Raw genomic sequence first — 14,412 nt, forward strand, 5'->3', positions numbered from 1 at the left:
ACAGTTGGTTGATCTTGCCGCTGGTTGGCTCCCCTCTCCCACTTGTGGGAGAGGGGCCGGGGGAGAGGGCGGGCGCTTGTTATGCCGTTGGGCGCTGGCGTGCTCCCACATTGTTTCTCACGCCGGCGCGCCTTCCATCTCGCGCAGCCTGAAGCGCTGGATCTTCCCCGTGGCCGTCTTCGGCAGCGCGCCCATGAATTCGATGATGCGCGGGTATTTGTATGGCGCCAGCCGTTCCTTGACGAAGGCTTTCAGCTCCGTCTCGCTGACCTGTGCGCCGGGTTTGAGTACCACGAAGGCCTTGGTCTTGGTGAGGCCCGCGTCGTCGGGCACGCCAATCACCGCGGCTTCGAGCACCGCGGGGTGCTGGGCCAGCGTGGCTTCCACCTCGAACGGGGAGACATAGATGCCGCTGACCTTGAGCATGTCGTCGCTGCGCCCGGCGTAGCTGTAGCTGCCGTCGGCGTTGCGCGCGTATTTGTCGCCGCTCTTGGTCCAGCCGCCGCGAAAGGTCTCGCGTGATTTTTCCCGGTTGCCCCAGTACATCAGCGCTGCGCTCGGGCCCTGGATATAGAGGTCGCCCACATCGCCGTCGGGCACGGCGTGGCCGTCTTCGTCGCGCAGTTCCACCGCATAGCCCGGCACCGGCCAGCCCGTGGTGCCGTAGCGAACCTGCCCGGGGCGGTTGGACAGGAAGATATGCAACATCTCGGTCGAGCCGATGCCGTCGATGATTTCGCAACCGAAATGCGCGGTGAAACGTTCGCCCAGGTCGGCGGGCAAGGCCTCGCCGGCGGAGGAGCACAGGCGCAGCGAGACCTGCTCGCGCGTGGGCAGCCCGGGCGCGGCGAGCATGCCCGCGTAGCCGGTCGGCGCGCCGAAGAACACGGTCGGCTGATAGTCCAGCCAGCGCCTGAACGTGGCCTCGGGGGTTGGCCGCTCGGCCATCAGCACCACGGTGGCGCCCACGCTCAGCGGGAAGGTCAGGGCATTGCCGAGCCCATAGGCAAAGTAGAGCTTGGCGGCCGAGAAGCAGATGTCGGCCTCGCCCAGTGACAGCACGGGCTTGGCATAGAGCTCCGCAGTCCAGTACGGGTTGCCCTGGCTGTGCAGCACGCCCTTGGGGCGTCCGGTGGAGCCTGACGAATAGAGCCAGAAGCCGGGATCGTCGGGGCCGGTGCTGGCCGGCGCGGCTAGCGGCGCGTTGCGCTCGATCCACGCTTCGAGGGCGATCATGCCATCGGGCAGCGGACCGGCGGGCCGCGAGACGATCACGGTCCCGGCTTCGTGGCCGCCCTGGGCCATGGCCTGCTGCAGCACGGGCAGCAGCGCGCCCGATACCAGCACGGCCTGCGCGCGGCTGTGCTGCAGCATATAGGCGTAGTCGTCGGCGGTGAGCAGCGTGTTGACCGCCACCGGCACGATGCCGGCATACATCGCGCCGAGGAAGCACACCGGCCAGTCGTTGCCATCGTGCATCAGCAGCAGCACGCGTTCTTCGCGATGGATGCCGCTGGCCAGCAGCGCGGCGGCAACACGGCGGATGCGCTCGGCCAGTTCGCCGTAGCGCGTCGTGCCGTGGTCGTCGATGTAGGCGGTCTTGCCGGGGCGCTGCGCGTTGCAGGCGATCAGGTGCTGGGCGAAGTTGAACGGCGTGCCGGGTGGCTGGACTTGTGGTTCGGCTGTCATGCTTGTCTCCCCCTATCGACGGATCGATGGATCGATGTTTTGGTGGGTCTGCCGTGGCGGTGCTGGTGCTGGTGGTGGCGGTGCCGGTGGTGCATTAAAGCTGTGCCAGCACGCTGGTGCTTGCCTGCACGGCACTGCGCCGGTGATAGAAATTCAGCGCGCGCAAGCCGCCCAGTTCTTCGCCACCGCCTGCGCGGCCCGGGCCGCCGTGCAGCGATTGCGGCATGACGTTGCCGTGGCCGGTATGCAGCTGGGCAACTTCGGGTGAGATCACGTGGACGCGGCCATGGCTGTCGGCCAGTTCCACGGCGGCTTGGGCCAGCGCATCGGCATCGCTGCCGTAGAGCGATGCCACCAGCGAGCCCTGGCCCCGGCGCACGAGCGCCAGTGCGTGGGCGCTATCGCGGTAGGGCACCAGCGTGGCCACGGGGCCGAACACCTCGGTGTCGTGCACGCGATCGGCAGCGTCCGCATCGCGCGTACCCAGCAGCGTGGGCCCGACGCAGCAGGCCACGGCCGGATCGGCATCGACCAGCGCGTGCGTCGCGCCGTCGTGCAGCACCTCGGCCTGGGCTTGCAAGTAACCCAGCCCTTCGCGCACCGATGCGAGTTGCGCCCGGCTGACCAGCGCGCCCATGCGCACCGCTTCATGGCGGGGATTGCCCACGGTGACCCTGGCCAGCCGCGCGCCGATGGCATCGGCGGCAGCGCCATACAGCGTCTCGGGCACGAAGATGCGGCGGATGGCCGTGCATTTTTGCCCGGACTTGACCGTCATCTCCCGCGCGGCTTCCCTGGCCAGCAGGTCGAACGCTTCGCTGCCGGCGGCTTCGCCGGGCAGCAGCAGGGCCGAGTTGACGCTGTCGGCCTCGATATTGACGCGCACCGAGCGCTGCGTCACCGCCGCATGCGAGCGGATCAGCGCGGCGGTTTGGGCCGAGCCGGTGAAGGAGACCACATCGAACGGCTGCAGCTGGTCCAGCAATCCGGCCGCGCTGCCGCATACCACCGACAGCGCGCCGGGCGGCAACACGCCAGCGTCCACCACGTCCCTGACCATGCGCTGGGTCAGCCAGGCGGTGGCTGTCGCGGGCTTCACGATCACGGGCACACCCGCCAGCAGTGCCGGTGCGGCCTTTTCCCACAAGCCCCAGCTCGGGAAGTTGAAGGCGTTGATTAATAGCGCCACGCCGCGCGTGGGCACCAGCACGTGCTGCGACTGGAACAGCGGGTCCTTGCCGAGCCGCGCGGCATCGCCGTCGATCAGGTAGCGCCGCTCTCCTAGCGCGTCGCCGAGCTTGGCATAGGTGCCAAGCGTGAAGATCCCGCCATCGATATCCACGGCGGAATCGTTGCGCACGGTGCCGCTGTTGGCGGTTGCGATCTCGTCATAGGCATCGCGGTTGGCCTGCAGGATCTTGACGACGGCGGCCAGCATGGCGGCGCGCTCGCGGTAGGTCATGGCGCGCAAGGCGGCGCCGCCTTGCTCGCGCGCAAAGGCGAAGCCGGCGGCAAGGTCGAGCCCGGTGGCATCCACGCGCACCAGCGCATCGCCCAGTACAGGGTCGGACAGCGTCGCGCCGGCACCGGAGCCGGCTTGCCAGCGGCCGCCAAGATAGTTGGAAAGCAGTTCGGTCATGAAGGCAATCTCAGCGGGTGAAGTCGATGCGGCCGTCGGGCAGCAGGTAAAGGACGAGCGCGCGGCCGTGGCTGACGGTGGGCCGGTGTGCGCTGCCCGGCGGGCAGACCAGCCAGCCAGCGGGGCGGCCGTCGAACTCGGCGGCGGCGTCGATCGGCACGATCAGGTCGATCTCGCCATTGGGGTGCGTGTGATGCGGCCCGGCGATGTCTTGCATGTCGACCACGTCGACGGAGAACCCGTGCAGGTCCTCGGCCGGCTTGAAGATGCGGCCATAGCGGATGCCGCCGCCCTCGCGGTTGCACAGCCAGCCCTCGGCCACGCCAGCCTGGCAGGCCGCCTTGAGTTCGCTGTAAGTGGCGCTGCCTGCGCCATGCTCGGCATTCAGCCAGGTATCCAGGGCGGCATCGAGTGGGCGGCCAGCAATGCGGGCCGTGAGCCGCGCGATCTGCTCGCGCAATTCGGTGGGGGACATGGAAGGGGCTCCGTTAGGCTCAGCCGGGTTGCATACCCGCGCTTCATGCATTATTGTGCATGTGTGAAACATAGAGCCATCACGAAATCATGTCAAGCACTATATTGCATGTTCCCGGGTTAACGCGGGAGACTGCCGGCGAGCAGGACGGCGATGCCGCGCCAGGCAACGGTAGCGCCGCGGAAGCCGGCGGGGTGGAGAAAAACGCCTTTCTCGCCGCATTGGGCGAGCGCGTGCGTGAGCTCCGCTCGCGCCGGGGGCTGACCCGCAAGGCCACGGCGCTGGCCGCCGGGGTTTCGGAGCGGCACCTGGCCAACCTGGAGTACGGCAGTGGCAATGCTTCCATCCTGGTGCTGCTGCAGATCGCCTCGGCGCTGCACTGCTCGCTGGCCGAATTGCTTGGCGATGTGTCCACCTCATCGCCGGAATGGCTGCTGATCCGGGAACTGCTGGAACACCGCGACGAAGGCACGCTGCGCCGCGTGCGCATTGCGGTCGGCGAGATGCTCGGCACCGGCGGCGGCAACGCCGCGCGCAGTCCGCGCGTGGCGCTGATCGGGCTGCGCGGCGCCGGCAAGTCCACGCTGGGCGGCATGCTGGCCGAGGACCTGGGCTTTCCCTTTGTGGAACTCAGCCGCGAGATCGAGAAGTTCGCCGGCTGCAGCATCTCCGAAATCCAGGGACTGTATGGCATGAACGCCTACCGCCGCTATGAGCGGCGCGCGCTGGAGGAAGCCATCCAGATCTATCCCGAAGCGGTGATCGCCACGCCTGGCGGCCTTGTGTCCGACCCTGCCACCTTCAACCTGCTGCTGGCCCATTGCACCACGGTGTGGCTGCAGGCTAGCCCGGAAGATCACATGAACCGCGTGCGCGCCCAGGGCGACTTCCGCCCGATGGCCGCCAGCAAGGAGGCCATGGAAGACCTGCGCCATATCCTGGCTGGCCGCGCGGCCTTCTATTCCAAGGCGGAGTTCAGCGTCGACACCAGCGCCGAGCCGCTGGAGCCCACCTTCCTGGCGCTGCGCGAGCGCGTGCGCTACGCATTGCAACTGCCGCTCTGATTCCTTGGTGGGTAGATGCACAATATTGCTTGACGGAGTTTTGATGTATGAACTATAGTTCTTTCACCAAAACCCAATCCATGCACTATTGTGCTTCATTGCTGAGGAGACACAGCCATGACTACCGCCCCCCGCGTCGAATACCAGACTGATCCGTCCCAGTACAAGCACCTCAAGCTAACCTTCGACGGCCCCATAGCGACGCTGGCGGTAGACATCGATGAGAACGCTGGCCTGCGTCCTGGCTACAAGCTCAAGCTCAACAGCTACGACCTCGGCGTGGACATCGAGCTCAACGATGCGGTCAACCGCATCCGCTTCGAGCATCCGGAGGTGCGTACCGTGGTGGTCACCAGCGGCAAGGACAAGGTGTTCTGCTCCGGCGCCAATATCTTCATGCTGGGCGTCTCCAGCCATTCCTGGAAAGTGAACTTCTGCAAGTTCACCAACGAGACGCGCAACGGGCTGGAGGATTCGTCGAAGCACAGCGGCCTGAAGTTCCTCGCCGCGGTCAATGGCGCCTGCGCCGGCGGCGGCTACGAGCTGGCGCTGGCCTGCGACGAGATCATCCTGGTCGACGACCGTTCCTCCGCCGTGAGCCTGCCCGAAGTGCCGCTGCTGGGTGTGCTGCCCGGCACCGGCGGCCTGACCCGCGTGACCGACAAGCGCCACGTGCGCCACGACCTTGCGGATATCTTCTGCACCACCACCGAAGGCGTGCGTGGCCAGCGCGCCAAGGACTGGCGCCTGGTGGACGACATCGCCAAGCCCGCCGTCTTTGCGCAAAAAGTGCAGGAGCGCGCCCAGGCCCTGGCCGCGCAGAGCGACCGCCCGGCCAACGCCAGCGGCGTGGCGCTGACCCCGCTCGCGCGCACGCTGGAGGCCGACGCACTGCGCTACACCTATGTCACCGTGGAGATCGACCGCGCGGGCCGCAAGGCTGCCTTCACCGTGAAGGGCCCATCCGCCACGCAGCCGACGAGCGTCGCCGCCATCGCCGAGGCCGGCGCCGCCTGGTACCCGCTGCAACTGGCGCGCGAACTCGAAGACGCCATCTTGTCGATGCGCACCAACGAACTGGATATCGGCACCTGGCTGATCAAGACCGAAGGCGACGCCGCCAACGTGCTGGCCATGGACGCCACGTTGCTCGCCAACCAGGATCACTGGCTGGTGCGCGAAACCATCGGCCTGCTGCGCCGCACGTTCTCCCGCCTGGATGTGTCCTCGCGCAGCCTGTTCGCGCTGATCGAGCCGGGCTCGTGCTTTGCCGGCACCTTCCTGGAGCTGGCGCTGGCGTGCGACCGCAGCTACCACCTGGCGCTGCCGGACGACGAGGCGCGCGCGCCCAGGATCACCGTGGCCGAGACCAATTTCGGGCTGTACCCGATGGTGACGGGTCAGAGCCGCCTGGGACGGCGCTTTTACGACGAGCAGCCGGCGCTGGACGCGGTGCGCGCCAAGGCCGGCCAGCCCCTGGACGCCGACGCCGCATTCGCGGTGGGCCTGGTGACCGCCAACCCCGACGACATCGACTGGACCGATGAAGTGCGCATCGCGCTGGAAGAGCGCGCGGCCATGTCGCCGGATGCGCTCACCGGCATGGAGGCCAACCTGCGCTTCAACGGCCAGGAAAACATGTTCACCCGCATCTTCGGGCGGCTCACCGCCTGGCAGAACTGGATCTTCCAGCGCCCCAACGCGGTGGGCGAGAAGGGCGCGCTCAAGGTCTACGGCAAGGGCGACAAGGCCGCGTTCGACTGGAACCGCGTCTGACCTGACACCGCTGATATCGTTGATATCGCACCCGAACCCGAACCCGAACCCGAACCCGAACCCGAACACGCCGCATCCAACGCATAGCCAGCCCGGAGACCATGATGTCCAGCATCAACTACAGCGACAAGATCCCCAATAACGTCAACCTCAGCGAAGACCGCACGCTGCAGCGCGCGCTCGAGCAATGGCAGCCCAATTACCTGAGCTGGTGGAACGACATGGGCCCGGATGGCTCGCAGGACTTCGACATCTACCTGCGCACCGCCATCAGCGTCGACCCGCAAGGCTGGGCGCACTTTGGCCACGTGAAGATGCCGGACTATCGCTGGGGCATTTTCCTGAACCCCGCCGAGGCCAACCGCAAGATCCACTTTGGCGACCACAAGGGTGAAGACGCCTGGCAGGACGTGCCCGGCGAATACCGCGCCAACCTGCGCCGCATCATCGTCACGCAGGGCGATACCGAGCCCGCATCGGTGGAGCAGCAGCGCCACCTCGGCCTGACCGCGCCGAGCATGTACGACCTGCGCAACCTGTTCCAGGTCAACGTGGAAGAAGGCCGCCACCTGTGGGCCATGGTTTACCTGCTGCACAAGTACTTCGGCCGCGACGGCCGCGAAGAAGGCGAAGCGCTGCTGGAGCGCCGCAGCGGCCAGCAAGACAACCCACGCATCCTGCAGGCGTTCAACGAGCAGACGCCGGACTGGCTGTCGTTCTTCATGTTCACCTATTTCACCGACCGCGACGGCAAGTTCCAGTTGTGCGCGCTGGCCGAAAGCTCGTTCGATCCGCTCGCCCGCACCACCAAGTTCATGCTGACCGAGGAAGCGCATCACATGTTCGTCGGCGAGAGCGGCGTCTCGCGTGTGATCCAGCGCACCTGCCAGGTGATGAACGAGCTCAAGACCGACGACCCGGCCCGCTTGCGCGCCGCCGGCGTGATCGACCTGCCGACCATCCAGCGCTACCTGAACTTCCACTACAGCGTGACCATCGACCTGTTCGGCGCGGATGAGTCGAGCAACGCCGCGACCTTCTACAGCACCGGCCTGAAGGGCCGCTACGAAGAAGGCAAGCGCGCCGACGACCACGTGCTCAAGGGCCAGACCTACAAGGTCCTGCAGGCCAGCGGCGGCCAGTTGATCGAAAAGGAAGTGCCGATGCTCAACGCGCTCAACGAAGTGCTGCGAGACGACTACATCAAGGACAGCGTGGCCGGCGTGGAGCGCTGGAACCGCGTGATCGACAAGGCTGGCATCCCTTTGCGCCTGAAGGTCCCGCATAAAGCCTTCCACCGCAATATCGGCGCGCTTTCCGGCGTGAAGATCTCGCCGGATGGCCGGGTGATTTCGGACGCGGAATGGAACGCCAATGTCGACCAGTGGCTGCCTAGCGAGACCGACCGCGCCTATGTGGCCAGCCTGATGGGCCGCGTGGTCGAGCCCGGCAAGTTTGCCGGCTGGATCGCGCCGCCGGTAATGGGCATCAACCGCCAGCCGGTGGATTTCGAGTACGTGCGCTTCAACTGAGCGTCGCGAGTCGAAAGCCAGAAATCGAAAGGCAAAAATCGCAAGAAGGCGGGGGCCCGGTGGGCTCCCGCGGCAAAAGGCCCCGGCCACAGGGGTCGCATCACCCCCGGAGTTCGCCATGGACATGTCCGACATCCAGGTCATCAGGCAGCACCTGATCGACCCCGAGATCTGCATCCGCTGCAATACCTGCGAGGCCACCTGCCCGGTCGCGGCCATCACCCACGATGCGCGCAACTATGTGGTCGACGCGGACAAGTGCAACGGCTGCATGGCCTGCATCTCGCCATGCCCGACCGGCTCGATCGACAACTGGCGCACCATGCCGCGCGCCAAGGCCTACGGCATCGTGGAGCAGTTTGGCTGGGACACGTTGCCTGACGAGCTTTCCTCCGAGCAGCTTGCCGCGCAAGGCGTGGCGGCGGATGCCGAGCCGCTTCTCGAATCCGCCCCGGCGTCATCGCTAGCGGCCGTCACCGGCGAAGACGGTTTCAACAGCGCCCAGTACGGCGCCACCGTGCCGCCGTGGTCGGCCGCGCACGCCTATACCAACCTCTACGGCGCCAAGGCCGCCGCCCGCTCCGTCACGGCCACCGTGGTTGGCAATGCGCGCGTCACCGAGGTCGGGCGCGACTACGATACGCACCATATCGTGCTGGACTTCGGCACCGCGCCGTTTCCGGTGCTGGAAGGCCAATCGATCGGCATCGTGCCGCCGGGCGTGGATGCCAGCGGCCGCCAGCACCATGCGCGCCAGTATTCGCTGGCCAGCCCACGCAATGGCGAGCGGCCGGGCTACAACAATATCTCGCTCACCATCAAGCGCGTGCTGGAAGACCACCAAGGCAACCCCGTGCGCGGCGTGGCATCGAACTATATGTGCGACCTGCAGGTGGGCGACAAGGTGGAAGTGATCGGGCCATTTGGCGCGAGCTTCCTGATGCCCAACCATCCGCGCTCCCATATCGTGATGATCTGCACGGGCACCGGCAGCGCGCCGATGCGCGCGATGACGGAATGGCGCCGGCGGCTGCGCAAGTCCGGCAAGCTCGAGGGCGGCAAGCTGATGCTGTTCTTCGGCGCGCGCACGCAGGAGGAGCTGCCTTACTTCGGCCCGCTGCAGAGCCTGCCCAAGGACTTCATCGATATCAACTTCGCGTTCTCGCGCACCCCGGGGCAGCCCAAGCGCTATGTGCAGGACGTGATGCGCGAGCGCGCGGCCGACCTGGGGCCGCTGCTGGCGGACCCGAACACCTGCTTCTACGTCTGCGGGCTCAAGAGCATGGAGGAGGGCGTGGTGCTGGCCTTGCGGGACGTGGCGCAGCAGGCGGGTTTGTCGTGGGACACGGTGGGCGCCGCGCTCAAGAAGGACGGGCGGCTGCACCTGGAGACGTACTGATTCTCTGAAGATGCGCGCCGCGCCCCCGAGCCCTGGCGCGGGCCCGATCCGGTCACGCCGCCAGCTTGCTCAGGCTTTCCACGGTCTTGATGCAGGCCTGCGCCGCCTCGCGGCCCTTCACGACGAAGTGCTCGCTGAAGAATTTGCGGTGGTCTTCGTGATCGTGGAAGCTTTTCGGCGTCAGCACGGCGGAGAGCACGGGCACCTGCGTATCGAGTTGCACGCGCATCAGGCCGCTGATGACGGCGTCCGCGACAAACTCGTGGCGGTAGATGCCGCCATCGACGACAAAGCCCGACGCTACGATCGCCGCATAGCGCCCGGTGTCCGCCAGCTTGCGTGCATGCAGCGGGATCTCGAACGCGCCAGGCACTTCAATCACGTCCACTGCCTCGCGCGCTACGCCGCGCGCGGCCATTTCAGCGAGGAAGGCGTCGCGGGCCTGGTGAACAATATCCGCATGCCATTGCGCGTGGATAAACGCAAAGCGCCAGGCCGGATTGACGGGTGCGGTGTCCTGGAGGTCGCGGTGGTCGCGCTGGACAGGAGAAACTAACTGATTCATGGCCTTCTTCAGAAGAGTGGGTTACCAGAATCAGGGCGCACGAGTTTAGTCCCCCGGCGCCGGGAGACGGGGCGGGGAACAGAAACATCGCGCTCTCTTTCATCCGGACTATGACCGTCGGCTTCGGAGTTGCACCGAATCTGCTGACCCCGGCTCTCGGAGACTTCGAGGAGAACCGGGCGCTCGCGGGCTTATGCGAAAAAATCGCCATCACCGCCGGTGGGGACTTTCACCCCGCCCTGAGAACGCTGATGCAGGCGCGAAGCCTGCAACGCAGCCATGATACACCGTGATGCGATTGTGAGTTTGGCGTGGCCCAGGCCAGCCGTTTGGCCGTCATGCGCCCGACATTGCTTTTCTCAGGGCTGTTCGTTGAGAATGCGCGGGCTTGCGGCAGGCATCGATTTGCGGTTGCGGCGCGTCTTCACGTCCAGCCACCAGCGATCCGCGTTGTGCGCTTGCAGGATGCTGACGGCCTCGCCCATGCGCGGCGTGCTGACTGGAACGCCGCGCGCGGCGGCCAGCGCGATGATGCGGTCGAAGGGCTCGTGCCAGGCGTGCATGGCCAGGTCGAAGGTGCCGTTGTGAATCGGCAGCAGGCAATTGCCATTCAGGTCGATATGCGCCTGCAGGGTCTGCTCAGGCTGCATGTGCACGGCGGGCCAGTTCACGTCGTAAGCGCCGGTTTCCATCAGTGTGAGATCAAATGGGCCATAGCGCTCGCCGATACGCTTGAAGCCGTCGAAGTAGCCCGTGTCGCCACTGAAGAACACACGCAGATCGGTGTGCAGAATCACCCAAGACGCCCACAGCGTACGGTTGCCGTCAAACGGCGTTCGCCCGGAAAAATGCTGCGCCGGTGTCGCGACAAAACGCACGCCCTCCACCTCGGTGGTTTGCCACCAGTCGAGCTGCCTCACCTTGCCCGCGTGGATCCCCCAGTCGATCAGGCGATCCCCTACGCCGAGCGGCGTCAGGAAGTGCTCGGTCTTGTCCGCCAGTGCCATGATGGCCGCACGGTCCAGGTGATCGTAGTGATCGTGCGAGAGGATCACGGCCTTGATGGGCGGCAAGGCGTCGATGCCGATCGGCGGTTGATGGAACCGCTGCGGGCCAGCCCACTGCACCGGCGAAGCGCGCTCGCTAAAGACCGGATCCGTGATCCAGAAAGCGTTGCGTAGTTTCAGCAGCACGGTGGAATGCCCAAGCCGAAACACCGTGTTGTCCGGCGCGGCGAGCAGGTCAGCCTGCGTCAGCGTTTGCACCGGAACCGGGCCGGCGGGCTGGGTGTCCGCGGGCTTGTCGAAGAGAAAGCGCCAGGCGATGCCGAGGGTCTTGAGCAAGCCGCCCTTGGGCGGCCCGGCCAGGGCGCGAGCCTGGCTCGCGCGCGATTCCGGCGACTGGGTGTAGCTCTGGCGGCTGACGGGGCGGGGCGAATGATTGGTCATGATGGCAATCAGGATCCAAAGTGGGGAGGGGGCAGGGCAAGCGGCGGGGGCCGATCCATCCAGCTTCGATTTGCAAAAACTGTACTGCACAGTGTAGTTTCCATTTTATGGAAAGTAAACTTGTCAGTGTAAAATAACCGCTTTCCCCAACGCCAAGGCCCCCCAGGAACGCCATGCCCCCAGCCCAACGCCTGACGGATCGCAAACGCGAAGCCATCATTCAGGCCGCCATCGCCGAGTTCCGCGACAACGGCTTCGAAGTCACCAGCATGGACAAGGTCGCCGCCCGGGCAGCGGTTTCCAAGCGCACGGTGTACAACCACTTCGCCAGCAAGGACGAACTGTTTGCCGAGATACTTTCCCAGCTATGGGAGAGCAGCCAGGGCGAACTTGACATGGCTTACGCGAGCGACCAGCCGGTGGATGCGCAGTTGCGCGAGCTGGTGCGCCTGAAAATGAACATGCTCAACAACGCCAGTTTCATGGACCTGGCACGCGTTGCCATCGCCGAGACCATCCACTCGCCAGAGCGGGCGAGGGAAATGGTCGCCAGGCTGGGCGAGCGGGAAGAGGGCATTCATGTCTGGATACGCGCGGCCCAGGCCGACGGCAAGCTGAAAGCGGCGGATCCCGCCTTTGCCGCTTGTCAGCTGCAGGCGCTGATCAAGGCGTTTGCCTTCTGGCCGCAGATCACCATGGGACAGCCCCCGCTGGATGCGGCGATGCAGCGGCAGGTGGTGGATTCGGCGGTTGCGATGTTTCTTGCGCGGTATGGGGTGGTTTAGGCTTGAAGGTTTTTGCCCGTCCATGCCACTGATGGCGCGGCGCAGATTCCGGTTGCACCTGTAGTTCGGCTTCCCACTCGGTTTCGGATCCGGCGAAGCAGCGGGCCCAAGGTTTAGTCGTCACCATGCCGGACAACTGTATCTGCCGGCAGCAGACTTGATTTTCATCGATCGCAATCTCTCAATCTTGTGCGGTGACAAAAGAGAATTGAGGTGACCGTATCGTGTAAGTTATTGAAAACAAAGGAGTATTGCGTAACGGCTCAAATGCAGTGACAAAAGGAGTTTTGAGGTGGAAGTGTCAGCAGAATTTCCGGCGTGACAAAAGAAAGTTGAGGTGCTTCGAAGAACATGTTTTGGGTGTCGAGCTTCAGCTTCGTCCATGGCGGCTTGTCCTCGCATCGGGCATTGGGGCATCGGTGAGACATGTCTCCGACTCCACGTTATGCACAAGCCTGTTGCGGCCGCACCTGGTTCAGGTCTTTCCCGGGGACGAAGCGCGGGACCCGGGGCTCATATATGAACCTTCTATGAGGGCGGATCCGGGACGGATGGACTCGCCGTTCCTTCGATTACGCGAATGCCACTGGACCGACCTGGAAGCGGTCGATCCCGGCCAATGCGCGCCGCTTCTACACTTGGCGTCGTTATTCGACGAAAGTACCGTGACCGCGACGGCTTTTGGCGCCGCACTGCAGGCCTTCGAGCAGCATGAGGACCATACGATTCTGGCAGCCTACGGCGACGCCTTCTACACCGCGTCGCGATCTCGGCCGGGAGGGGATTTTCTTTTAACTCAAAGGCATGGCGCTCTTCCGACTTCAGCGGAGACGTCATATCGCCCAACTCGGAGTGCTGCAAGGGGCACTATTATAATCCCGGACGCTGTGGAGGCGACGCCGACGCCGGAAGAGGTGGAGCAGTTGGAACAAGCGGTCGCCGTCGCCCGAACAGCGATCTCGCATTATCGAGAGTGTGCCGGCCAGATCGACGTGGAGTTCGAGTCGGCGAACGAGAACCGTCGCCTCGGCCTGGACGATCTGCCGTTTGGCGAAGAGATGGTGCGCATGGAGCCGCTGCCCGATGCCTTGCGTCGCGCGGCGCGTGTGCTCGCCTCCCCCACGGTCACTGCCGAAGCCTTCAATGAGGCGCGAGCGATCGTTGAGGACGCCCAGGAGACGCTTGACGATTGCACGCCGCTTCCCCCGGACATGTGCGACCCGGAGTGAGCAACTGGCTAGTAACTGGATGAAGAGCCCTTGCTTCTCGGTGTAGGCTCTCCAGTCCGGTTAGAAGGAGCGCGGGCTTGACACCCCCGCGCTAGCTTGACACCCCCGCGCTAATTTCGCATGCAAGGACCGGAGCGGCGCTGTTCGGTGGCTGACGGTGACTGACTGAACAGACCGTACGAAGTGAGCGCGGGACATTGGGTGGTATCGTCACGACACAGCGTGCATACCCTATGTCCCAGCAGAGCGCCGTCCCATTGGTCGCCGATGGCTTCGTGAGGCTTTGGGAGCCGCGCCACGATGAGATCGAGAATGACGAGCCGGCCTACCGGGAGATTCTGTATCTGGTCAGGGCCGAGCTTGCGCTTGGCCCGACGATCACCGCCGCGACAATGATGTGGATCCTGGACTGGAAGTCGCCGACAACCAAGGGAAAGATCGACTGGCTGGGCTACGACGAGTATGTCGCGACGCTCATGGACGTTTGATTAGCGCATGTAGACCGCAGAGTCAGCATCCTTTGCACAATGCCAGGCATGGGGCCGTCCGTGGCCTCGACGAGGCCTGCATTTCATCAATCCGCACGTCTACCCGATCTACCTACAACACTGGGCACGGACACCTTGGTTGGACGCTATCGGCAGTACTGCCGATATGGTCTCAGACGTCGTGCAGCAGTCAACGCAGTTTTCGCCTAGCCCCGGAAGGCGTCAACCTAGCATCGTCCGATACTAGCCACTAAATCTGAGCGTACGCCGACCGCTTTCCAAGAATGGCCGACGTCCATTGATACCCGTGGCGGCCGCGGCGG

The 14,412-nt window shown here is 65.1% G+C and carries 12 protein-coding genes and 1 riboswitch; of the genes, 7 read left to right on the forward strand and 5 right to left on the reverse strand.

From position 1 onward, the window contains the following. Nucleotides 1–117: 117 nt before the first annotated feature. The 3 genes from AC1Q7Q_RS32510 to AC1Q7Q_RS32520 form a co-directional block, all read right to left on the reverse strand. A complete protein-coding gene (locus AC1Q7Q_RS32510; RefSeq protein ID WP_492376634.1) occupies nucleotides 118–1,689 on the reverse strand; it encodes a benzoate-CoA ligase family protein in 1,572 nt (523 codons plus the stop codon). 94 nt (nucleotides 1,690–1,783) lie between these two features. Next, complete coding sequence (locus AC1Q7Q_RS32515; RefSeq protein ID WP_492376635.1) at nucleotides 1,784–3,328, reverse strand: 3,4-dehydroadipyl-CoA semialdehyde dehydrogenase; 1,545 nt, start codon at nucleotides 3,326–3,328, stop codon at nucleotides 1,784–1,786. Between the two features lie 10 nt (nucleotides 3,329–3,338). Next, on the reverse strand, nucleotides 3,339–3,803 hold the full coding sequence (locus tag AC1Q7Q_RS32520; protein WP_492376636.1) for a DUF4863 family protein: 465 nt from the start codon (nucleotides 3,801–3,803) through the stop codon (nucleotides 3,339–3,341). A gap of 89 nt (nucleotides 3,804–3,892) precedes the next feature. Here AC1Q7Q_RS32520 and AC1Q7Q_RS32525 point away from each other — a divergent pair, with 89 nt between their 5' ends. From AC1Q7Q_RS32525 to boxA, 4 genes are all read left to right on the forward strand, one after another. Continuing rightward, a complete protein-coding gene (locus tag AC1Q7Q_RS32525) occupies nucleotides 3,893–4,867 on the forward strand; it encodes a helix-turn-helix transcriptional regulator (protein ID WP_492376637.1) in 975 nt (324 codons plus the stop codon). 117 nt (nucleotides 4,868–4,984) lie between these two features. Continuing rightward, nucleotides 4,985–6,643, forward strand: coding sequence for a 2,3-epoxybenzoyl-CoA dihydrolase (boxC, locus tag AC1Q7Q_RS32530; RefSeq protein ID WP_492376638.1), 1,659 nt, complete (start codon nucleotides 4,985–4,987; stop codon nucleotides 6,641–6,643). A 104-nt stretch (nucleotides 6,644–6,747) separates the two neighbouring features. Continuing rightward, the gene (gene boxB / locus AC1Q7Q_RS32535; RefSeq protein ID WP_492376640.1) at nucleotides 6,748–8,175 is read left to right on the forward strand and encodes a benzoyl-CoA 2,3-epoxidase subunit BoxB; all 1,428 of its coding nucleotides are present in this window, start codon (nucleotides 6,748–6,750) and stop codon (nucleotides 8,173–8,175) included. Nucleotides 8,176–8,293: 118 nt separating this feature from the next. After that, nucleotides 8,294–9,574 (forward strand): benzoyl-CoA 2,3-epoxidase subunit BoxA, encoded by a 1,281-nt coding sequence (boxA, locus tag AC1Q7Q_RS32540; protein WP_492376639.1) that lies wholly within the window; start codon nucleotides 8,294–8,296, stop codon nucleotides 9,572–9,574. 52 nt (nucleotides 9,575–9,626) lie between these two features. On the opposite strand, the gene AC1Q7Q_RS32545 is transcribed toward boxA, so the two are convergent. Both AC1Q7Q_RS32545 and AC1Q7Q_RS32550 read right to left on the reverse strand, forming a co-directional pair. Then, nucleotides 9,627–10,139, reverse strand: a complete 513-nt coding sequence (locus AC1Q7Q_RS32545) for a 6,7-dimethyl-8-ribityllumazine synthase (protein ID WP_416051634.1) — start codon at nucleotides 10,137–10,139, stop codon at nucleotides 9,627–9,629. A gap of 87 nt (nucleotides 10,140–10,226) precedes the next feature. Further along, nucleotides 10,227–10,390, reverse strand: a riboswitch (FMN riboswitch). A gap of 108 nt (nucleotides 10,391–10,498) precedes the next feature. Further along, a complete protein-coding gene (locus tag AC1Q7Q_RS32550) occupies nucleotides 10,499–11,587 on the reverse strand; it encodes an MBL fold metallo-hydrolase (protein ID WP_492376641.1) in 1,089 nt (362 codons plus the stop codon). A 173-nt stretch (nucleotides 11,588–11,760) separates the two neighbouring features. On the opposite strand from AC1Q7Q_RS32550, the gene AC1Q7Q_RS32555 reads away from it, so the two are divergent. The 3 genes from AC1Q7Q_RS32555 (at nucleotide 11,761) to AC1Q7Q_RS32565 (ending at nucleotide 14,089) form a co-directional block, all read left to right on the forward strand. Next, nucleotides 11,761–12,372 carry a TetR/AcrR family transcriptional regulator gene (locus tag AC1Q7Q_RS32555; RefSeq protein WP_492372616.1) on the forward strand — a complete coding sequence of 204 codons (612 nt, stop codon included), beginning with the start codon at nucleotides 11,761–11,763 and terminating at the stop codon, nucleotides 12,370–12,372. Nucleotides 12,373–12,923: 551 nt separating this feature from the next. Further along, nucleotides 12,924–13,601, forward strand: coding sequence for a hypothetical protein (locus AC1Q7Q_RS32560; protein WP_492372537.1), 678 nt, complete (start codon nucleotides 12,924–12,926; stop codon nucleotides 13,599–13,601). A 233-nt stretch (nucleotides 13,602–13,834) separates the two neighbouring features. Further along, nucleotides 13,835–14,089, forward strand: a complete 255-nt coding sequence (locus tag AC1Q7Q_RS32565) for a hypothetical protein (protein ID WP_492372538.1) — start codon at nucleotides 13,835–13,837, stop codon at nucleotides 14,087–14,089. Nucleotides 14,090–14,412 lie beyond the last annotated feature (323 nt).

It is taken from the genome of Cupriavidus sp. GW823-FHT07A04 (assembly GCF_058794615.1).